This window comes from Streptomyces sp. AC558_RSS880 (assembly GCF_019049255.1).
In the GTDB taxonomy this organism is placed as follows: Bacteria; Actinomycetota; Actinomycetes; order Streptomycetales; family Streptomycetaceae; genus Streptomyces.
In genome coordinates, this window is record NZ_JAGMUJ010000176.1 from 2,915 (window position 1) to 22,819 (window position 19,905).

The 19,905-nt window shown below is 69.2% G+C and carries 19 protein-coding genes and 1 pseudogene; 15 read left to right on the forward strand and 5 right to left on the reverse strand.

Annotation, left to right across the window (positions count from 1 at the left end):
• Positions 1–675 (forward strand): transposase (locus tag KUM38_RS39210; protein ID WP_254398458.1); only part of this gene is annotated, 675 nt, incomplete at its 5' end.
• Positions 672–1,070 carry a hypothetical protein gene (locus KUM38_RS39215; RefSeq protein WP_217136916.1) on the forward strand — a complete coding sequence of 133 codons (399 nt, stop codon included), beginning with the start codon at positions 672–674 and terminating at the stop codon, positions 1,068–1,070. The genes KUM38_RS39210 and KUM38_RS39215, both read left to right, overlap by 4 nt.
• A gap of 181 nt (positions 1,071–1,251) precedes the next feature.
• Here the strand turns inward: KUM38_RS39215 and KUM38_RS39220 are convergent, their stop codons facing one another.
• Complete coding sequence (locus KUM38_RS39220) at positions 1,252–2,073, reverse strand: SDR family NAD(P)-dependent oxidoreductase (protein WP_217136917.1); 822 nt, start codon at positions 2,071–2,073, stop codon at positions 1,252–1,254.
• A gap of 114 nt (positions 2,074–2,187) precedes the next feature.
• Between KUM38_RS39220 and KUM38_RS39225 the strand changes: the two genes are divergently transcribed.
• Positions 2,188–2,787 carry a TetR/AcrR family transcriptional regulator gene (locus KUM38_RS39225; RefSeq protein ID WP_217136918.1) on the forward strand — a complete coding sequence of 200 codons (600 nt, stop codon included), beginning with the start codon at positions 2,188–2,190 and terminating at the stop codon, positions 2,785–2,787.
• Between the two features lie 93 nt (positions 2,788–2,880).
• On the forward strand, positions 2,881–3,096 hold the full coding sequence (locus KUM38_RS39230) for a hypothetical protein (protein ID WP_217136919.1): 216 nt from the start codon (positions 2,881–2,883) through the stop codon (positions 3,094–3,096).
• Between the two features lie 464 nt (positions 3,097–3,560).
• On the opposite strand, the gene KUM38_RS39235 is transcribed toward KUM38_RS39230, so the two are convergent.
• Complete coding sequence (locus tag KUM38_RS39235) at positions 3,561–5,126, reverse strand: alpha/beta hydrolase (RefSeq protein ID WP_217136920.1); 1,566 nt, start codon at positions 5,124–5,126, stop codon at positions 3,561–3,563.
• Positions 5,127–5,355: 229 nt separating this feature from the next.
• On the reverse strand, positions 5,356–5,478 hold the full coding sequence (locus KUM38_RS43140) for a hypothetical protein (protein ID WP_302181344.1): 123 nt from the start codon (positions 5,476–5,478) through the stop codon (positions 5,356–5,358).
• A 1,239-nt stretch (positions 5,479–6,717) separates the two neighbouring features.
• Between KUM38_RS43140 and KUM38_RS39240 the strand changes: the two genes are divergently transcribed.
• The 5 genes and pseudogenes from KUM38_RS39240 to KUM38_RS39260 all read left to right on the forward strand — a co-directional run bounded on the left by KUM38_RS39240 (position 6,718) and on the right by KUM38_RS39260 (position 11,325).
• The gene (locus KUM38_RS39240; protein WP_217136921.1) at positions 6,718–7,596 is read left to right on the forward strand and encodes a CPBP family intramembrane glutamic endopeptidase; all 879 of its coding nucleotides are present in this window, start codon (positions 6,718–6,720) and stop codon (positions 7,594–7,596) included.
• Between the two features lie 28 nt (positions 7,597–7,624).
• Positions 7,625–8,830: a sensor histidine kinase gene (locus KUM38_RS39245; protein WP_217136922.1), complete on the forward strand. Its 1,206-nt coding sequence runs from the start codon at positions 7,625–7,627 to the stop codon at positions 8,828–8,830.
• 4 nt (positions 8,831–8,834) lie between these two features.
• Entirely contained in the window at positions 8,835–9,527 is a 693-nt protein-coding gene (locus tag KUM38_RS39250) for a response regulator transcription factor (RefSeq protein ID WP_217136923.1), read from the forward strand.
• Between the two features lie 148 nt (positions 9,528–9,675).
• A pseudogene (locus tag KUM38_RS39255) lies at positions 9,676–9,885 on the forward strand (transposase); the annotation flags it as partial.
• Between the two features lie 624 nt (positions 9,886–10,509).
• The gene (locus KUM38_RS39260; protein ID WP_217136924.1) at positions 10,510–11,325 is read left to right on the forward strand and encodes an aminoglycoside phosphotransferase family protein; all 816 of its coding nucleotides are present in this window, start codon (positions 10,510–10,512) and stop codon (positions 11,323–11,325) included.
• A gap of 320 nt (positions 11,326–11,645) precedes the next feature.
• On the opposite strand, the gene KUM38_RS39265 is transcribed toward KUM38_RS39260, so the two are convergent.
• On the reverse strand, positions 11,646–12,590 hold the full coding sequence (locus KUM38_RS39265) for an AraC family transcriptional regulator (protein WP_217136936.1): 945 nt from the start codon (positions 12,588–12,590) through the stop codon (positions 11,646–11,648).
• Positions 12,591–12,671: 81 nt separating this feature from the next.
• On the opposite strand from KUM38_RS39265, the gene KUM38_RS39270 reads away from it, so the two are divergent.
• The 6 genes from KUM38_RS39270 (at position 12,672) to KUM38_RS39295 (ending at position 18,687) form a co-directional block, all read left to right on the forward strand.
• A complete protein-coding gene (locus KUM38_RS39270; protein ID WP_217136925.1) occupies positions 12,672–13,511 on the forward strand; it encodes an NAD(P)H-binding protein in 840 nt (279 codons plus the stop codon).
• A gap of 130 nt (positions 13,512–13,641) precedes the next feature.
• Positions 13,642–14,265 (forward strand): NAD(P)H-dependent oxidoreductase, encoded by a 624-nt coding sequence (locus tag KUM38_RS39275; RefSeq protein WP_217136926.1) that lies wholly within the window; start codon positions 13,642–13,644, stop codon positions 14,263–14,265.
• Between the two features lie 733 nt (positions 14,266–14,998).
• Positions 14,999–15,673, forward strand: a complete 675-nt coding sequence (locus KUM38_RS39280; protein WP_217136927.1) for a response regulator transcription factor — start codon at positions 14,999–15,001, stop codon at positions 15,671–15,673.
• Positions 15,670–17,025, forward strand: a complete 1,356-nt coding sequence (locus tag KUM38_RS39285; protein WP_217136928.1) for a sensor histidine kinase KdpD — start codon at positions 15,670–15,672, stop codon at positions 17,023–17,025. Before KUM38_RS39280 ends, KUM38_RS39285 begins: the two co-directional genes overlap by 4 nt.
• 61 nt (positions 17,026–17,086) lie before the next feature.
• Positions 17,087–17,947 carry an endo alpha-1,4 polygalactosaminidase gene (locus tag KUM38_RS39290; protein WP_217136929.1) on the forward strand — a complete coding sequence of 287 codons (861 nt, stop codon included), beginning with the start codon at positions 17,087–17,089 and terminating at the stop codon, positions 17,945–17,947.
• A 380-nt stretch (positions 17,948–18,327) separates the two neighbouring features.
• On the forward strand, positions 18,328–18,687 hold the full coding sequence (locus KUM38_RS39295) for a hypothetical protein (RefSeq protein WP_217136930.1): 360 nt from the start codon (positions 18,328–18,330) through the stop codon (positions 18,685–18,687).
• Positions 18,688–18,694: 7 nt separating this feature from the next.
• On the opposite strand, the gene KUM38_RS39300 is transcribed toward KUM38_RS39295, so the two are convergent.
• On the reverse strand, positions 18,695–19,840 hold the full coding sequence (locus KUM38_RS39300; protein ID WP_308409153.1) for an ISL3 family transposase: 1,146 nt from the start codon (positions 19,838–19,840) through the stop codon (positions 18,695–18,697).
• Positions 19,841–19,905: the final 65 nt, after the last annotated feature.

The following is a 19,905-nucleotide window of genomic DNA, read 5'->3' on the forward strand; positions in this document are numbered from 1 at the left end:
TGGGCCTGTCTCCCGCACGACCTGCCGCAGAAGAGTGCGACGTACTACTACTTCGCCGCCTGGCGGGACGACGGGACCGACCAGGTCATCCATGAACTCCTGCGCTGCCAGGTGCGCGAACGCGCCCGGCGATTAGAGGACCCGACCCTGGTGGTCCTGGACACCCAGAGTGTCCACGTGGCCGCCGGGGTCCCCGCCTCCACGAGCGGCCACGATCCGGCCAAGCGGGGGCCCGGCCGCAAGCGGGGTCTTGCCGTGGACGTCCTCGGCCCGGTCATCGCGGTCGTCGTCCTCGCTGCGAACACCCACGACAACGCCGCGGGCATCATCCTGCTGGACCAGGTCGCCGAGCACGCCGGCGGAAGCGTCCGCAAAGCCCTGGCCGACCAGGGCTTCAAGAACCAGGTCGTCATGCACGGCGCCGGCCTGGGGATCGACGTCGAGATCGTCCAACGCGACCCGCAGGTCAAGGGGTTCGTGCCGCAGCCGAAGCGGTGGAGGGCCGAGCAGACCTACGGGATCCTGACACTGCACCGGCGCCTGGTACGCGACTACGAGCACCGCCCCTCCTCCTCCGCCTCCCGCGTCTACCGGGCGATGACCCACGTCATGACCCGACGCCTCACCGGCGCGAACGCCCCCACCTGGCGCGAGCCGCAGGCGGCGGCAGCGTGAACCTCCGGCCCCTGCTCGACGCCCTGGACCTCCAGGAAGACGCCGCCCGGGCCCTGGCCGACGACCTCCGCGCACAGATCGACGACCTGCAGACCCGGCTGCGGGAGGCCGAGATGCACCTGGAGCACCTCGCGATCACCCACAAGACCGTCACCGGCCTCGCCGACCGGCTTCCGGCCGTCGCGCCGGAGCTGCCCGAGCATCCGGACTACCCCCGCATCCTGGCCGCCTTCAACCACGCGACCGGGCCGCTACGGGCCAAGGACGTCTGCGAAGCCCTCGGCCACGCACTGCTGCCGAAGAACGTCGAAGGCACCCACGCCAAGCTGAAACGCCTGGTCAAACTCGGGATCCTCACCGAGGCCGACACCGGCAACTTCGCCCGGAAGCAATAGCCGACACAACCTCCACCAGCCGCCTTGCTCCCACCTCAGCCAGAAAAGGACATCGCCTTACGAACCGCCCACTCAGGGGAGTGACCGTTTGCGTCCGATGGACGTGGCCCTGCACCGCGTGGTTCTCACGCCTGTTGCGTCCCTGGCAGCCGACGGCACTCATGTCGTGGCGGCGGCAGGGTCAGCCGGGGGCGAGGCGGCTGAGGTGCTCCCAGGAGCGGTACAGCTCCGATTGGGCCTGATCCATCTGCAGGACGTGGTCGAAGGACTGGCTGCCGACGATCAGCCGTCGGGGCGGGTCCGGCAGGGCGGCCAGCTCCATGACGACCGGGGCAGCGGCGTCCGGCTCCGGGGCGACGGCGTCGCCCCACATCGCCTCCATCTCGGTGCGCAGGGGCTGATACTGCGCCTGGGGCTCGGTGTTCGTGGTGCCGGTGGTGAACAGACCGGTGTTGTAGCCGCCCATCTGCACAATGGTGACCTTCACGCCGAATCCCTCGACCTCCATTGCCAGCGCCTCGCTGACCGAGTCCAGGGCCGCCTTGCCCGCGCCGTAGAAGCCGACGGTGGCCATGCCGCCGCCGCTGCCCATCGACGTGACCTGGAGGAGCCGCCCTCCGCCCTGGGCGCGCAGGTGCGGAAGGACCGCCTGAGCCACCCACACGGCGCCGAAGAAGTTCACATCCATGTGCGCACGGATTTGCTCCTCCGTGGCTTCCTCCACCATGCCGTAGAGCATGGCGCCCGCATTGTTGACGACGACGTCCAGCCGGCCGAACGCGGCTGCGGCCCGTTCCACCCCGTCGAACACCTCCTGGCGGTCAGTAACGTCCAACGGGAGGGGGACAAGATGATCGGGATACTTCGCGGTCAGATCCTCCAGAGGGCCGACGTTGCGGGCTGCGGCGACGACACGGTCGCCACCTGCCAGGGCGGCCTCGGCGAAGGCCCTGCCCAGGCCGCGAGAGGCACCGGTGATGAACCAGACGCGGGAATGCGTCACGACTTCTCACTTTCCGTAAATAAAACGAGTCGTCTCGTTTGGTTTACTGTAAGGCGCGGCTCCGCCTACTTCAATACGGATCGTCTCGTTTCCCTTCGTGGGTAGGGTGGACGCATGTCTGACAAGAAGGGGCCGGACCATTCCCGGCGCAAGGAACGATCCCGGCAGGCCATCCTCACGGCCGCCCGCGACCTGGTCATGGAAGGGGCCTACGAGAAGGTCACGGTCGAAGCCATCGCCGCCCGCGCCGGCGTCGGCAAACAGACGATCTACCGGCGGTGGCCCTCGAAGAGCACGGTCGTCTTCGCCGCCCTTCTCGCCTTGAGCGAGGACGCCGACGGGCAGTCGGTCACGCTGCCGGACACGGGCGACCTCGCCACCGACCTCAAGCTCGTCATGCGCGCCACGGCACACGAATTCTCCGACCCGTCCTTCGACAAGTTGATCCGCGCGCTCAACACCGAGATCGCCAACGACGCCGCGCTGGCGGCCGAGTACCGCGAGAAACTGGCCCGACCGCTGGACGAGGCGAAGAAGAAGCGCCTGCGCAGCGCCCAGAAGGCCGGCCAGCTCGACCCCCAAGCCGACCTCGACCTCGTCCTCGAACTGCTCTACGCCCCACTCTTCCAGCGGTGGCTGCACCGAAGCGGTCCGCTGACCCCCGCATACGCCGACTCGCTCGTCGACGCGACTCTCAGAGCCTTCGGCCCCTGACTGGAGATTCCTGGACCGTGTGGGGAGGACGGGGAGCAGGAGCGTGAGATGGACTGGGCTCGAGTTGTCAGTGTCTGGTCATGCTGTGCGGGCATGACTCATGGAGTCGTCACCAAGTACCTCGCCCGTGCCGGTGAACGTGATGCCCTGGCTGATTGCCTGCTGTGGGCGGCGAGACTGCTGGACCTCTTCCGCTGGCTGCACCGCTACAACACAGTCCGACGCCACTCCCGCCTCGGCCACCGCAGCCCGGTCGCCTATGAGCGAGCACTCCAAACAACATCAACTACGCTGGCCGAAGCCGCATAACCCGTGTTCAGGATCAGGGGTCAAAGCCCACCGTTCAGGCCCTGCGCCTGTACCTGACGGTACAGCACACCGTCGGCGAACATCCGAATACGACAGTGCCTGCCACGACGGGGGATGCGCGGCAGGCACCGAGACCAGTCTGGCACGGCGCTGTGGCGCCTGGTCCGCGGCTACGAAATCCTGCCCGCCCGCTCTGAAGTCATGATCCCCCTCGCCATGACCGACCTCATGACCCGTCGGCTCATCGGTGAGCACACCATCTCCTGGCGCAACCCCGGCAAAGCTACACCAACTACCGATTACGGGATGAAACAATGAGAGAAAACGACCTCTGATAGCGCTCCGCCTATCGATGCAGCGGTTCTCAGCCATCGCTGTGATGGCTGGGGCGACTTCTATCGGTCCCATCGAGGCGGCTGCAACTGGACAGCGGGCTGGAGAGGGAAGCACCGCGTTCCGGCGGGTTACTTCTGGGTGACGTCGGTGCAGTAGACGTCCTTGTCCGGCAGGTGGCCGGTGGTCAGGAAGCCGACGGTGGCCTTGTCGGCGCAGGCGGAGCCTTCGCCGTAGACGTAGTGCCCGCCGTTGTCGACGCCGACGAAGGCAGAGCCGTCGCCGAGGGACTTGTGCAGCCCGACGCCGCCTTCCCACGGGGTGGCATTGTCCCGGCGGTTCTGCAGGATCAGGGTGTTGCGCGGGCCGCCCTTCACGATCTTGACAGTCGCCTCAGCCGGCTTGTCCCAGTAGGCGCATGCCCAGATGTTGGCGGGCATGCCCGCGGTGAGCGGCCACTTCTCGCGGTCGGCGGTGGTGCGGGCGGCGTAGCCGTCGACGTCGTGCGGCCATTCGGCGTCGCCGCAGGTGAGAGCCATGAACATGGTGGCCTGGTTGTCCGCGGGGATGCCCGGGGATGTCGGTGTGTCGGCGAACACCTGCTTGAGAACCGCGGTGTCGGCGGCCGTGGTGCTGCCGTGGGTCAGGTTGTCGGCGGCCTTCCAGAACTTGGCGAGTACGGGAAGGGTGTTGTTGTCCAGAAGCAGGGCGTAGGTCATGTTCCGCAGCAGCGCCCCGTCCAGCGACACCGATGCGCCGGGAATCGCTGCGGGCGTGCGGTCGAGCCGGTCGGCGAGGGTGAGGTAGGTGTGGGTCACCTGCGCGACGTTCGTGCCCAGCTTGAGGGTGCTTGCCTGGGCAGCGGCGACGCGGGCGGCATCGGGGAACCGGTCGGCCATGCCCTTGCCCCAGGTGTCCGCCACCTGGTTGGCCCATACCTTGGTGGGGTCGACGTTGCCTTCCAGGACCATCCGGTCGGTGTGGTCCTGGAAGAGGGAGCGGTAGACGGCGCCGAGGTAGGTGCCGTAGGACTGGCCCCAGTAGGAGATCTTCTTCTCACCGAGCGCCTGTCGGATGCGGTCCATGTCGCGGGCGGTGTTGGCGGTGTTGTAGTACCGCAGGTTCTTGCCCACCGTGTCGGCGCACTGCTTGGCGTCGGCTTTGGCGAGGGCCACGTTCTTGGTGATCGAGCCGTCCGCGGCAGGATAGGGGAAGAGCCCGGACACGCTGGGGTCCTGCAGACCGCAACTCTGTGGGGTGCTGTGTTCGACGCCGCGCGGGTCGAAACCGATCAGGTCGTAGCGGTCCAGCACGGACTTCGGCAGTGTGGACGCCATGGTTTCGGGCATGCCGAGACCGCCCAGAGCCGGCCCGCCGGGGTTCAGCAGCAGAACGCCATGTCGCTTCCCGGGCTGTGCGGTGGACAGCCGGGAGACCGCCACGTCGATCTTCATGCCGCCCGGGTTCTGGTAGTCGAGTGGCACCTCCAACGTTCCACAGGCCAGGTTGGGGTCACGGGTTTGTCCCTTGGCCAGGGGCGGGCACTTGCCCCAGGTGATCTTGGTCGGTTGCGAGCCCTTGGCGTCGGCACCACACGCGACCAGTGCGGTTCCTGCCAGCGTGGAAACCAGCAGAGCTGCGGCGATTCGGCGGCCTCTGGGGAAACCGTGCTGCGCGGAACTGCGTGTCGTGGTCATGGTGTTGTCCTTAGCTACTGGGCTGGTCGGCCTTGTCCGGCCGTTGTGTTGACGATTCGAGTCAACAAGAGATCACCGGTGGCGCGAGTCACCCCAGAGGGGACGAAACAGGTAGCTCGCTCGGGGGACCCTGGGCCGCCCCTGAGAACGGAGCGGCCGCCGTGGGGCGTATCGGATGAGTTGTGGGCGGGAACCGGCCGCTGCTGCCAGTTTGCCGCGCCGCACGGCATCACAGGGCCGTCAGGCTTGGTTGCCGTCCCCCGGCCAACCCCGCCCGATAGGTCAGGACCACTGCCTGGACCCGGTCACGGAGATCCAGTTCGGTGATGATGCGGGAGACGTAGGTCTTCACGGTCTCGTGGCTGATGACCAGTTCGGTGGGAGATTTCGGCGTTCGACAGGCCCTCGCTGATGAGGAGGAGGACCTCGTGCTCGCGGGGGTGAGAACCTTGAGGCGCTCGCGCTCGGGGGGACACGGGGGCGGCGGAGGGGCGTACGCGTTCGGCGAAGCGGCCGATCAGGGGGCGGGTGACGGCGAGGGCCAAGGGGGACTCGCCGTCGGCGATGACGCGTGCCGTGTTGACCGGACCTGCCGGCCTTACCCGGTTGTCGGTGACGGCTGGAAAGCCGACCGGATGAACGGCGAGAGCAGCTGCTGAACGGCCGCGTCTACGGTGCGGAGCACGACGGCCCCAACCCCGGCCCGCTCCCGCACCGGACCTACGCCGAACTGGTCGGTGGGCCGCTGGACGGCCTGCTGCTGGACATCCACGGGTGGCGGACTGAGGAAGTCGACGACGGCGTCACCCTGACCACGAGCTCTCCCTATGGCCCGGCGGCCGCGCCCTGTACGACCCGCACCCCGGCGAGCCCCGCACAGCCGACTCTGGAGAACAGCCACGGCCAGGAGCCGTCCAGGCTTCGCCGTGCCCTGTTCCGCCGCCGTGGCTGACCACACACCGTGACGCCACCCCTCCCGCCAGACACGGGGGAGAGGCGGCATCGACGAACAGCGGCCCGGGTCAGACCGGGGGCGGCCTGCTGCCGCAGGTCCAGGTAGCAGCGCAGCGCAGCCGGGCTCCCGACCGTCCCGGCCGTGGGCCATGTCGAGAGTGTCGACGAGTTCGGCGCGGCGGTGGTCGGTCATGGCGTAGCCGACGACCTCGTGGGTGGTCAGGTCCAGTCGGCAGGCGAAGTGGAGCCGGCCCTCTGCGGTGGGCAGATAGGTAATGTCGCCGACCAGCTTGGTCCCGAGGCGATCGGCATGGAGGTCGCGGCCGATCCGGTCCGGGGCGGGCTTCGTCGTCGTACAGGGCGGGTCAGCGAACACCGCCTGCGCCGGGCGACGCCGCGCTCACGCATCGCGCGGGCGCCGCGGCGGCCATGGTTCCTGGTCCTCTTACGGCGTCCAGTCCCGTTCGTGCTTCGGCCGCGTCCCATGGTGGAACGGGCGGAACGAGCGCGGGCGGGTGGTGCATCCCCCGTGAGAGCTACAGGGACTGTCCATACGCGGGTGATTCGCGGACGTCGGCGGATTCCTAGTGTGGTCGTCAGGTCGCCGCAGGGGTGACCCGCTACCGGGGAGGCCACCATGGACACGACGTCCGCCATACGACACAGCGCAGGCTCCGGCCCGGACAGGGACCGCGACGGGCGCGGCGGCCGTTGGGGCCGGATCGCGCGCTCTCCGCTCGGCTGGATGCTGACGGGAGCGGTCGGCGTCGGCCTGGTATCGGCTCTGACGGCGACCGGACCCGGACCGGTGCCGGTGCTGGGCGCGGTTGCCGCGGTGGCCGTGTACTGGCTGGTCATGCGCCGTGTCGCACAACGCCCCACGCCGGAGATCGCCCGGTCCAGGGCCGGCCGGGAGGCGCTGCTGGGCGGCGGGATCGGCCTGGGCTTCATCCTCGTCTCCGCCCTGCTGATCACGGCGTTCGGAGGCTACTCGTTCTCCTGGGCGGGCGACGGCTTCGTGTCGGTCGTCTGGTCCGCGGTCGCGGTGCAGATCGGCGCGGCGGTCACCGAGGAGTTGCTGTTCCGCGGTCTCGCCCTGCAGGCTCTGGAGAGGCTGTGGGGCAGCGGGGCCGCCATCGTGATCACCTCGCTGTTCTTCGGTGTCGCCCACCTGGGCGCCCCGGGCGCGAACGCGTGGAGCGGAGTGGCGATCGCTCTGGAGGCGGGCGTCCTGCTCGGAGCCGCGTTCTTGTGGCGGCGTAACATCTGGTTCGTCGTGGGTCTGCACTTCGCTTGGAACACCACGCAGGAGCTGCTCGGTATCCCGGTCTCCGGACACACTCCCGAGGGTCTGTTCACCGTCGACGTCCACGGCTCCGCCCTCCTGAACGGCGGCGACTTCGGCCTGGAGGCGTCGATCGTGCCCGTCCTCATCGGCGTGGCTCTCGCCGTCTCGATGCTCGTCCTTGCCCACCGTAACGGCGGCATCAAGTCCCGCCGACGCGCGGGCCACTGAGACAGGCCGACTGGAGGAAACCGAAGTGATGCTCCGTCAGGCATTCTGGCGCAGCCACCCGCTGCTCCGTGCGCCGCTCGACCGGTGGCAGGAACGGAATGCTCTCCTCAAGGATGGCATCCTCGCCCTGACACTCACCCTGCCGGCCTTCGTGCCGACCCTGTCCAACCTCGGCGCACAGATCGGAGATCTGCCCGAGCGGCCGGCGAGCGCGCTGAGCGTCGGGCTGGTCCTGGCCCAGAGCCTGCCGCTGGCTGTGCGCCGCAGGTGGCCCGCAGCCTGTCTGGCCGTCGTCGCGGGCGCGTTCGCCGTGCACCAGGCGCTGGGCTTTGCGACGACGTTCGCGAGCCTGGGGCTGTACCTGGCGCTGTACTCCGCCGGGGCCCACCAGGTCCGCTTCCGCCACGGCCTGGTCATCACGGCGAGTGCGGGCTACGCCGTGCTGGCCGTCGTCCTGAACCACCTCGGCTCACCGCTGTCGATACCGGACTATCTCGCGTTCTCTCTGGCTCTGGCCGCGGCCTGGCTGGTAGGGAGTACGGTGCGCACGCGGCGGACGGAAGAGGCGGAACGGCGGCGGCTGGCCGCCGAGGCGGCCACGGCCACCGAGCGGGCGCGGATCGCCCGCGAGCTGCACGACGTGGTCACCCACCATGTGACGGCCATGGTGGTGCAGGCCGACGCGGCGCAGTTCCTGCTCACGTCCGCGCCTGACCGCGCAGGCGAGGGACTGACGGCCGTGAGCGACACCGGCCGGCGGGCGCTGACAGAGCTGCGGTACCTGCTCGGTGTCCTGGAGGCGACCGGCGAGTCGGCGTCCGCCAACCGGGCGCCCGCCCTGGGGCGGGTGGAGGACCTGGTCGAGCAGGCCCGCAGGTCGGGTCAGCCGGTCGAGTTCAGCGAGCAGGGCGAGCGGCCGGCGCAGAACGCGGACGTGGAGCTGGCCGCGTACCGGGTGGTGCAGGAGGCGCTCACCAACGCCATGAAGTACGCGGCGGGGAAGCCGACACGCGTCCTGCTCCGGCGCGGCGACGAGCACATCGAGATCGAGGTGACCACCGACGGACCCACCGTCGCACCGGTCACGCGGAAACCGGGCCCTGCGGGCGGACGCGGGCTGGCCGGGCTGCGTGCACGGGTGCGGATACTCGGTGGTGAACTGGAGGCCGGTCCCCGGCCCGAGGGCGGGTTCGAGGTCCGCGCCACGATTCCGTCCAAGCCCCCTCAGGAGTGACCCCGTGAGCGATGCGCCGCCACCGATCCGTGTGCTCGTCTGCGACGACCAGGCGCTGGTGCGGACCGGCTACGTCACCATCTTCTCCGCGCAGCCCGACATGGAAGTCGTCGGAGAGGCCGAGAACGGCCACGAGGCGGTTCAGACCGCGCGGCGGCTGCGCCCCGATGTGGTCGTGATGGACATCCGGATGCCCCTGCTCGACGGCATCCAGGCGACGCAGCAACTGGCCGGTCCCGATACCGAGGACGCGCCGAAGATACTGGTCGTCACCACGTTCAACGTCGACGCCTACGTCTACGACGCGCTGCGCGCCGGAGCGAGCGGCTTCCTCCTCAAGGACGCGCCCCCGGCGGAGCTGGTCAACGGCATCCGGACCGTCGCCCGGGGCGAGGCCCTGCTGGCACCCGCCGTCACCCGCCACCTCATCGGCCACTTCGCCCAGCATCTGCGGCCGGCCGACACCTCCCGGCCGGCCAGGCAGGACGTCGTGCGTGCGCTGACCCCCCGCGAGCTGGAAGTGCTCCAGCTGATCGCTGAGGGGCTGTCGAACGCGGAGATCGCCGCGTCGATGTTCATCACACCCGAGACCGTCAAGACCTACGTGTCGCGGATCCTGGCGAAACTCGGCCTGCGCGACCGCGTCCAGGCCGTCGTCCTCGCCCACCGAGTCGGACTGGTGCCCGGCACGTCGTGACCGGCATGCGCGTGTGCCCCGTACAGAGCCGCCTGCCATCGGCTTCAGTGGACGTTAAGTCCGATATTCCCTGGTTCATGATCGCTCGATCGTGGTACCAATGGCTGCGCGGGCCATGCGGCGAGCATGTTCATATCGAAATGCGAGCATGGAGAGAAAGCCGTACCCCAGCGACTTATCGGACGTGCAGTGGGCGTTGATCGAGCCGATGACCACGGCCTGGAAGCAGGACCGGGTGGCGCGGTCGGCGACCGGTGACCCCGGGTTCTGTGATCTGCGGGAGGTCGTGAACGCGATCTTCTACCAGAACCGGACGGGCTGCCAGTGGCGCTATCTGCCCCATGACCTGCCGCACGGGCAGCAGCTCGGCGAAGTGCTGGGCGTCCAGTGGCAGCGGCACCGCCCCGGCGCCGGGCAGAACCCGCCACATCTCATTGAAGCTCAGCATCGCCCGGAGCATCAGCGGGTGCCGCAACGCCTCCTGGGGGCGGGTGTGCCGTACCGCGGTGATCCACTCGTCCAGCACGTCCTGCAGGTGCAGCAGGCTCAGCACCGCCTGCGGCGGCTGCCCCCACGCTGTCATTGCCAGGCCCGGCAGGCCGCGCGGCAACAGCCACTGCGGAGGCATGCCGGGTGAACAGCCCGGCGAGCACCCGGGCGGTTTGGGCAACCGCCCGGCCGCCCTGCCGCGCCGAGACGGCCTCCAGGCTGACACCGAGGCTTTCGCACACGCTGAGGAACCAGGACCCGGTGGCGGCCGTCGCCGGGTCGAAGACCAGCGTCTCGGGCACCGCCACCGGCCGCGCCGCCGCCTCCAGGCGCGTCTCCACGCTCATCAGGCGTCCCGGAAGCGACTCGTGCGCTGTCCGTAACATCTCCCGCCAGCCGGGCCGCACCGTACGGGGCACGGCCATCTCGGCCAGCAGCACCGGCAACGGGCACGGCCTGCCGGCCGTGCACCACGGTGGAATTGCGTCGGGCGATGGAAGCGGGGCGGGCGACCGCCGCGGAGTTGGGCCTGCGCGTCGATGACGTGGTCGTCGTCCACGATTCGGACCGCGTCGCGCTGCGCCTGCTCCCGTGCGACGTGCTGGCCCGGGTCGCGCCGCCTGGGCAGTTGGCCGACTCGGAGTTCGAGGTGGAGGTGGCCCGCCGACTCGTGGCCGTCGGCGCCCCGGTGGCCGAGCCGGAGCCCCGGGTGGAGCCCCGTGTGTACGTGCGGGGCGGTTTCGCGGTCTCGCTGTGGGCCTACCACGCACCGGTGGCGGCGGAGATCTCGCCGGCCGCGTACGCGGATGCGCTGATGCGGCAGCACACTGCCTTGCGCCGGGTAGAGCTGGATGCACCCCACTTCACGGACCGGGCTGCCCGTGCGCTGCGGGAGGTGACCGACCGGGAGCGGTCCCCGGACCTGTCCGGCGCCGACCGGGAGCTCCTCGGCCGCGCTCTGGGCGAGGTGAGCGCCGCGATCGGCGCGGACCGGACCCGCGACCAGTTGCTGCACGGCGAGCCGAACGAGGGCAACCTCCTCGCCACCGAGCGGGGACCGCTCTTCGTGGACCTTGCCACGTGCTGCCGGGGGCCGGTCGAGTTCGACCTCGCCCACGCGCCCGACGGAGTGGCGGAGCACTACGCGGGGGCCGATCCGCGGATGTTGCACCGGTGCCGCGCCGTGGACTGGGCTCTGTTCTCGGCCTGGCGCTGGCGCCAGGCGGATCAGATGCCCGACCGGGACCACTGGAGGACGGAGGGCCTTGCCCGGGTCCGAGCCTCGCTCGAAGCCTGCGGACTGAGTTGAACACCCGCCGGCACACCGGTCAGGCCCGCCCCCTGCCCAGCACCGCCGAACGTTTACAGGCCCGGTGCCACTACTGGCGGTAGACGGGGTGCTCGCCGTATGACTGGGTAAGGACCCGAACCGCGTATGCCAGGCCAGCGGGACGGGAGGCCGAGGGATCCATGGCCTTGCAGCCGTGCGCCAGTTGCTCGGTCAGGTCGAGCATGAGGAGATGGCTGCCGAAAAGAGGGGCCCTCGCCCCCGTGTACGGGCCCTGCGCGTGAGGCCTTCTCCAGGAAGGACTCCAGCGTCCGTGCCGTCCCTGCGAACGAACAACAAAGTCAGTGCGCCTCGGCCGTGCGGCGGAACTCGCTCGGGTTGGTGCCCCGGATTCTCTTGAACGCCGCGCTGAACGCGAACGGATCGGTGTAGCCGACGGCACGGGCGACGTGAGCGACGGTCGAGGATCCCTGTTCGATCAGGAGATCCGCCGCCAGCGTCATGCGCCAGCGGGTGAGATAGGTCAGCGGTGGTTCACCAAGCAGATCGGCGAACCGTTTTGCCAGTGTCGAGCGGGACACTCCCGTGCGCCGGGCCAGCTCGCCCACCGTCCACGGCGCCGCCGGCTCGGCGTGCAAGAGGCGCAGCGCTTGGCCGACCACCGGGTCCTTCTGGGCGGTCCACCAGGCCGGGGGGCGACCGCCGGGCCTGTCCAGCCAGGTACGCAGCGTGCAGACCAGCATCCAGTCGAGGAGCCGGTCGAGCACGATCTGCTGGCCCGGTTCGTCGCGGGCGACCTCGGCGGCGAGGTGGTCCAGTACGGGGTCGCCTGTGCCTCCGGCGTCCACGCGCAGCACGACGGGCAGCATGTCCATCAACCGCCGGCTGATCTCACCGCGGACCGGATAGGCGCCGACCACCAGGGTCGTCGCACTCCTATCGTCGCTGCCTCCTTCGCCGGGATCGTGCCAGCCCAGTCGGTGCCGGGTGCCGCCCTGCTCGGGTGTCGCGCAGTGCTCTCCGCAGACGATCGGCTCGGCGGTGCTGCCGGGCTCGTCGACGAAGGTGAATGTCGTGGGACCGCGCACCACGATCGTGTCGTGGGCGCCGAGCCTCTCGGGTGGATGGCCCTCCGGCACGATCCAACCCGCCCCGGTGAGGACGGTGCACAAGGTCAGCGGTGCACCGTCCACGAAGTGCAGTGACCAGGGCGGAGACAGCGTCGAACTGCCGAACAGGGAGCCGCGAGCCCGCACCCCGCGGAAAAGGTCACTGGTGACGTCCACAGCGACAGAGTAGACGATCACAAAGGTATCCCGGCTTCTTACCCATGTGATCATGTGGCCAGTGCGTGTTCTGTAGGTGTCATGACGCGAAAAGATCATCTTGTTCTCGGTGCGACCGGCAAGACAGGCCGCAGGATCGCCGCTCGGTTGCGGCTGCACGGCACACCGGTGCGCGCCGCCTCCCGGTCCAGCCGGGTCCGGTTCGACTGGTCCGAGCCCGACGGCTGGAACACCGCCCTGCGGGACGTCGACGTGGCCTACGTGGTGCCCCCGCCCGTGCCGGGTCCGATGCACGAGTTCGTAGTGCGGGCCGAAGCTGCCGGGGTGCGGCGGCTGATCCTGCTCTCCGGGCGCGGTGCGGACGGCTGGGGCGACTCCGCCTTCGGACAGCACATGCGGTCGGCCGAGGAGGCCGTACGCGGCTCGTCACTGGGGTGGACAGTCCTGCGGGCATCGAACTTCGCCCAGAACTTCGACGAGGACGTCTTCCACGCCCCACTGGTCGCGGGCACACTGGCGCTTCCGGTCGGCGAAGTTCCCGAGCCCTTCATCGATGTCGAGGACCTCGCCGATGCCGCGGTCGCGGTGATGACCGAAGGGGACCGGCACGCCGGGCGGGTGTACGAGCTGAGCGGTCCCCGCTCCCTCACCTTCGCCGAAGCCGTTGAGCTGATCTCCCGGGCGTCCGGGCGGCCCCTCACTTACCGGCGGATCACCCGGGACGAGTACACCTCGTCCCTCGTCGGGCAGGGCCTGAGCCGGCACGAAGCCGACGACATCGCCGCGATGTTCGTGCTGATGGAAAGCGGGCTGATCGCCGGGACGACCGACGATCTGGCCTCCGTGCTGGGACGGGCGCCTCGAACCTTCGAGGATTACGTCGTTCGGGCGGCCGCGTCGGGCGCGTGGGACGAGCGGTGACCCGCGCGGCACTTCACCCGCGGCCGCGGCCGCCCGGCGCTGCCCTACGCATGGGTATGCCCATGGCCGACGACGCGACGCCTCATACCACGACCTCGGATCCGTACCCCGCATCCACGGAAGCACTGACATGAACATTGACGACAACAACCCGCTGACCCTGCTGGTCACCGCACACCCGGACCCCAGTTCCCTGACTCACCACGTGGCGACACGACTCGCCTCGGCCCTCCGTCCCCGGGCTGTCGAGGTGGCGGACCTGCACCGGGAGCAGTTCGACCCCAGGTTCACCCCGGCGGACCGCCGCGCCTACCACGAAGGCGGCAACTACCCTCCCGATATCGCCCGCGAACACCGTCGTCTCGACCGCGCCACCGACCTCGTCCTGATCTTTCCGGTGTACTGGTGGTCCATGCCGGCGCTGCTGAAGGGGTGGATCGACCGCGTGTTCGTCAACGGCTGGGCCTTCGAGTACTCGGCGGCGTCGGGTCTGCGCCCGAGGCTCCAGCGCCTCACGACGCATCTGCTGCCCATCGCCGGCGCCGACTCCGGCGCATACGAGCGTCATGGATATGAACAGGCGCTGCGGACACAGATCGAGCACGGCATCATCGACTACGTCGGAAGCCGCCGCGGTGCCACCGCGTTCATCCACGAATCCGAGCAGCCTTCCCCCGAGGGCACGGCGGCGAGCGTCGAACGCGCCGTACGCGTGGTCAGCGAAGCCGTACAGACCGACCCACCGCCCGCGTGACCTCTTTTGTTCCGTGCAAGGAAGGCAGCACTGACCGCAGAGGCCGACCGGCCGTCGAGCCGGCTGCCGAGGGGCGGGGCTGAACTGATCAAGGGTGTGCCGTGCCACCTGCCTGACCACTTACGCGGCCAACCTCGCAGTCAGCCCGCACCCGGGACGCCGGGTCGGCCAGCGCGGGGCGGAGGACCAGCGAGACAATGAGCACCGCGGAAGCAGCGATCGGGACCACGTTCACGTCGTCACCTGCTGTTCGGTGCGGTGGGCGAGACGCTGGTGGTAGCGGCTGCGGCGGCCCAGCACGAGCGCGGCGAACAGGGCCGCGACAGCGGAGGCGGGGAGAACGGCGCCCTCGGCGAGGCCATGAAAGAGCTTCCTTCTCCATTCCTGCTAAGAAACCAGTTCTTTCGCTTTCCTCGCCGTCACGTCGCTCCGGGCGGCGCCCGCGCTTACCGCGCGGGCGCCGCCCGGGCCGTTGTCCCGCGACGTTCGCGAAGCCCGCGACCGCGGTGTTCAGGGTCGGGAAGACGGTGACGTGTGTGCCTCGCATCGTGTGAGTGAAGGGGTGCGGGACGGCCGGGACAGGAGTACTCGTGTTCGATGGGTCTCCTACTATGGCGCGGGGCAGCGGACGTGCAAGGAGGTGCCGATCCCGACCGGCTGCCTGCCCGGTCGACGGGACCGTCCGTGCATGCGGCATGCCCGGCCGAACTCTTCTCAAGGACGAATCAGAACCATGCGCGTGCTCCTGGTCGAGGACGAAGAAGATCTGCGGTACGTGATTGCGGCGGGGCTGAGGGACGCCGGGTACGCCGTCGACGCCGTACCCGACTGGCCCGACGCGGACGTCATGCTCGACCTCGTGCCCTACAGCTGTGTGGTGCTCGACCGCATGGTTCCGTCCGGAGACACGCTGTACCCGCTCCAGGAGCGCCGCCGCCGTGGGTGGAGCACGCCGGTGCTGTGCCTCACGGCCCTGAACGAGGTCCCGGACCGTGTAGACGGCTTCCGTTCCGGAGCCGACGATTATCTGGCGAAACCGTTCGCAATGGTGGAACTGGTACTGCGCGTCGGCAGTCTTGTCCGCCGCGCCCCGCAGCGGCTGCCCGTTCACCTGAGTCACGCCGACGTCGAGCTGGACGAGGCCCGACGCGAGGTGCGCCGCGCCGGAGTCCTGCTGTATCTGACTCCCAAGGAATACGCGGTCCTGCGCCAGTTCCTGCTGCACCGTGATGAGGTTCTCACCCGCACCACGCTGATCGAACGCTGCTGGGACGAGATGGCCGACCCGGTCTCGAACGTCGTCGACGCGGTCGTGGCGGGTCTGCGGCGCAAGCTCGGCCCTCCTCCCCTGATCCGTACCGTGCGCGGTCACGGGTTCCGGCTCGTGGACGGCGCGGAGCGGTCATGACGGGCGGCGCCGAGGACGGCGGCCGGCGCCCGCGGCCCGCAACGGCCCACAGGCGTCTGGTCCGTCTGCAACGGCGGCTGACCCTGGCCTACACGCTGATCACGCTGGCCGGGGTGGGAGCGCTGTGCTGGCTGGTGATCCGCACCGACGGACGGTCCTGGCAGGCCGCCGAGTACGAGGAGATGCGCCGCCGGGCGGCGGTGACGGCATCACTGCTCTACTACACCGACGCCGGGCTCCAGCTCGACGGCCTGTACGACGACGAGGCGACCAGCGGCCGTCCCCAGGTGCTCGTACTCCAGGCGCGGGGCGACGAGATGCGGCGTGTGTTCGTCTCACGCGGTGCCGCAGCGGACGCCCGGCCCGACACGGTCACCCGGGTGGCGCGTACGGCGATGGCACGCGACGACACCGTACGCGCGAAGGGCCGTACGGGTGCGGGACATCCGGTGTACCTGCTGGCGCTGCCCTTCTACCACGACGTCACGCAGAAGACGTCGGGTGCCGTGGTCGTGGTCGGCGATCCCGCGAAGGGGCAGGCTGAACACCGCCGACTGGTGGTCGCGGTGCTGTCCGGTTCCGGTCTCCTGGTGCTGTTGGCGGCCGTGACCGGCCACTTGCTGTCCGGACGGAGTCTGCGTCCCGCGGCGGAGGCACTCGACGCGCAGGAGCGGCTGCTCGCCGACGCGGCACACGAACTACGCACTCCCGTGGCCGTGATGCGCGCCTCGGTGGACCTGGCGGACGCCGACCCGGACGGGCTGCGCCTGCACCTGCCGCGCCTGCGACGGGCCACGGACCGCATGACGGGCGTCGTCGACAACATCCTCACCCGCGGCCGGGTCCAGGCGGGGAACGCCTTCCACCCCGTCCCGCTGCGTCTGGATCAGCTCGTGGAGCAGGTCTGCGAGGAATTGCCGCCCTCCCGGCACACGGTGACACCGCACCTCGAGCCGTCGGTGGTGACGGCCGATCCGGAACTGGTGCGGACCGCGGTGCACAACCTGCTCGTGAACGCGCTGCGGCACGGGCGTACCCCCGGCGACCCGCAGGCCAGGGCCGAGGTGGACGTCACGGTCGGCGGCGCAGCCGTGACGGTGGCCGACCGGGGCGTCGGGGTCGACCCGGACGCCCTGTCCGGCCTGCTCGTCCGCTTCCGCTCCTCCGGCGGCGGCACCGGCATCGGCCTGTCGCTGGTGCAGGAGGTCGCGGCTGCGCACGGCGGGAACATCACCGTACGGTGGCGGCCCGGCGGCGGAGCTGCTTTCGTCCTCACGCTGGAGCCGGCGCAGCGATCGGCAAGACGCCGCTGGGCACCGCGACGGTCCCCGGACCGGAATCCCGCCTCATGAAATCCTCACGGTTCGCGACTCAGAATGTGCACACCAGTACGTCCCTTGCACAGGAGACCGTGTGTCGAACCATGCCGCTGTACCTTTCCTCCGCCGTAGGAGTACCGCTGTCGCCGGGGCGGTCGGTGCCGCGGCCGCCCTGGGGATCGGTGTGACACTGTCCAACGTCTTCGCGACACCTTCCGCCGAGACGGCGGCGCCGAAGGTGGTGCGGCCCACGGCCAACGCGACGTTCGACTATCAGATCGGCGGCGCGTACACCCCTGCCAAGGGGGTGACCGCCCTATCGCGTGACCGGTCGGCCGAGCCCGTAAAGGGCCTTTACAACGTCTGTTACATCAACGCGTTCCAGGCGCAGCCCGACGCCCTGAGCTGGTGGCAGAAGAACCATCCCGACCTCATCCTGCAGGATGAGGACAAGCGTCCGGTGATCGACGAGGAGTGGAACGAAGCGCTCCTGGACACGTCGACCACGGACAAGCGCGTCCGGCTCGCCGACGTGGTCGGTCAGTGGGTGGACGGCTGCGCCAAGAGCGGGTTCCAGGCCGTGGAGCCGGACAACCTCGACTCCTACGAGCGTTCGAACGGCCGTCTGACCAAGGCCCACAACGAGGCGTTCGCCGAGCTGCTGGCCAAGCGGGCACACGCCGCAGGGCTGGCCATCGGCCAGAAGAACACCGTCGACATGCTGGCGGACCGCGCGAAGATCGGCTTCGACTTCGCCGTCGCCGAGGAGTGCGGTGAGTACAACGAGTGCGGTGACTACGCCAAGGCGTATGCCGATCGTGTCTTCGTCATCGAGTACGAGAACGGCGGCTACAGCAGAGCCTGCGCGGACTTCGGCGCGAAGCTGAGCATTGTCCAGCGCGACCTGGACGTCTCCTCGCGCGGCTCCGCTGGTTACACCTTCCGCACCTGCTGACGTGAGGTGACGGCCCACGGCTCTTTCCGAGTGACAAGGCGGAGGAGAGCCTCGTCACCCGCCGTCCAATCGTCTCCGGACGATGGAAACAACACAGTTCACAGCGGCAGAGTTATGCCGAGTTCCTGCATGGCGGTCGACGGGGGGCCGCCTTGCGAGGTCACGTCCGCTGGAGTGGTGTATCGACGGCCACTCGGTGATCTCGTTTTGAGGCTATGCGGTGAGTTCGGTGGGCAGGGTGGTGTCGTCGGTTTCTGATCCGATCGGGTGGAGTTGATGAGGATCTCTGAAATCGGCTCTGACCGCAGTTCCGTGACGAACCAGCACAGTTGTTGACCGTGGTGGCATCGGCTGTCAGTGGAGACCAGCACAATGCCGCCATGAGCTATGACTTGGCTGTATGGGACGGTCCGAGCCCTGCTGACGATGCAGCGGCGCTTGAGGTCTTCGAGGGCCTGTACGACAGATTCATGAGAGGCGAGGGCCAGTCGCCGACCCCTCGTATCAGGCAGTACGTCGAAGGGCTGGTGGCCCGGTGGCCTGACCTGGGTGACGACGATGAGGACGAGGACGCGAGCCCTTGGTCGGACGGCCCTTTGATTAACAACGCGAGTGGCCCGTTCTTCTATTTCGGCATGGTCTTCAGCAAGTACCAGGAGGCCGCCGAGTTCGCCACTGACCTGGCCCGGTCCTCCGGCCTGGTCTGCTTCGATCCGCAAGATCGGTGTTTGATCACCTGAGTCTTCGCTATGCCCCGATCACGGCTGGGTGAGGATGCGGGTGCGGAGGAGTGCGAACGAGGCCCTGCCGTACATGGCTCGCTTGATGGTTTTTTACCCTATTTACGTGGCCTTCGACGGCTCCGGAGCTCCAGGGCAGGGTGAGTCCGGCGGTGACGGCGTCGAGGTCCTGCCGGAGGAAGCCGGCGAAGCCCTTCATGGGCTTCGGTGCGTGTTGCTCGGCCTGTCGGATCCACTCCAGCAGAAGGTATCCGCGCTGGTGGCGGACCAGGTCTGCGAAGGCGCGGGCGAGGTCGCAGGCCCGGGTGATGTCTGGGCAAGCGAGTCGGACCTGAAGTAGGCGTTCGTTCTGGCTGTCGGTGAGGGTCTCGCGAGGGCGCATGATCCAGGAGGTGATCTTGCGAGGGCTGGGGATGTCGGCCCGGACCGGTTCGGCGGTGCCTGCGCGGAGGGCGGCGAGGTGTTTGCGGACGACCTGGCGGCTGCCGCGGTAGCCGCGGGCGGATGCCAGCATCTGGTCGAGGTCGGTGTCGCGGAAGCGGCGGACGGTCTTGCGGTCGAGGTTCAGGCGTCGGGCGATCGCGCTGATCGTCCAGCGTTTCTCCAGCAGGCGGTGGATGTCTTCGTAGCGGTGGCGGGTGCGTTCGATGATCTGGGTGCGGGGCAGTTCCGCGGGCGGTAACAGCATCGGGGTCACCTCAGGCAGTTCGGCTACTTCGCTCGCCGTCTCCTCCTCGGCGCGTTTGCGCAGGCAGTCGCGGTGCTGGTGGCATGTCTTCTCCACCGCGGCTGACAGGTTCTGTAACAGGTGCCAGCGATCCGCGACTTCGAGGGCGTTGGGGGAGGCTTCCCTGACCGCCTTGGTGTAGGCGGTCGCTCGGTCCCGGCAGATGATCTCCGCGCCGGGATGCTCCTTCAGCCAGGCCGCGAACGTCTCGGAGGTGCGATCGGGCAGCACATCCACGACTCGGCCGGCTTCGACGTCGACCAGCACCGTGCCGTAGGTGCAGCCCTTGCGGAAGGCGAATTCGTCCACCCCCAGCACCCGCGGCGCACGGTCCGGCACCGGCGGTGCCGTCAGCAGCCTGAGAAGCCGGGTCCGGCCCGCGGTCAAGTCGCAGGCGCAGGCACAGCCGGGCGGCAGGACGGCCACCGAGCTCGATCGCAATCGACCGAAGCCAGCCCGCCAGCCCGGTGCTGGAACGGCGGTAGCGCGCG

What these genes read in the sequence shown, in the direction of transcription:
- KUM38_RS39225 (WP_217136918.1), top strand. Translation starts at nt 2,188, where the DNA reads ATGTCTGACAAGAAGGGGCCGGACCATTCCCGGCGCAAGGAACGATCC.
- KUM38_RS39230 (WP_217136919.1), top strand. Translation starts at nt 2,881, where the DNA reads ATGACTCATGGAGTCGTCACCAAGTACCTCGCCCGTGCCGGTGAACGT.
- KUM38_RS39235 (WP_217136920.1), bottom strand. Translation starts at nt 5,126, where the DNA reads ATGACCACGACACGCAGTTCCGCGCAGCACGGTTTCCCCAGAGGCCGC.
- KUM38_RS39240 (WP_217136921.1), top strand. Translation starts at nt 6,718, where the DNA reads ATGGACACGACGTCCGCCATACGACACAGCGCAGGCTCCGGCCCGGAC.
- KUM38_RS39245 (WP_217136922.1), top strand. Translation starts at nt 7,625, where the DNA reads ATGCTCCGTCAGGCATTCTGGCGCAGCCACCCGCTGCTCCGTGCGCCG.
- KUM38_RS39260 (WP_217136924.1), top strand. Translation starts at nt 10,510, where the DNA reads ATGGAAGCGGGGCGGGCGACCGCCGCGGAGTTGGGCCTGCGCGTCGAT.
- KUM38_RS39270 (WP_217136925.1), top strand. Translation starts at nt 12,672, where the DNA reads ATGACGCGAAAAGATCATCTTGTTCTCGGTGCGACCGGCAAGACAGGC.
- KUM38_RS39275 (WP_217136926.1), top strand. Translation starts at nt 13,642, where the DNA reads ATGAACATTGACGACAACAACCCGCTGACCCTGCTGGTCACCGCACAC.
- KUM38_RS39280 (WP_217136927.1), top strand. Translation starts at nt 14,999, where the DNA reads ATGCGCGTGCTCCTGGTCGAGGACGAAGAAGATCTGCGGTACGTGATT.
- KUM38_RS39285 (WP_217136928.1), top strand. Translation starts at nt 15,670, where the DNA reads ATGACGGGCGGCGCCGAGGACGGCGGCCGGCGCCCGCGGCCCGCAACG.
- KUM38_RS39295 (WP_217136930.1), top strand. Translation starts at nt 18,328, where the DNA reads ATGAGCTATGACTTGGCTGTATGGGACGGTCCGAGCCCTGCTGACGAT.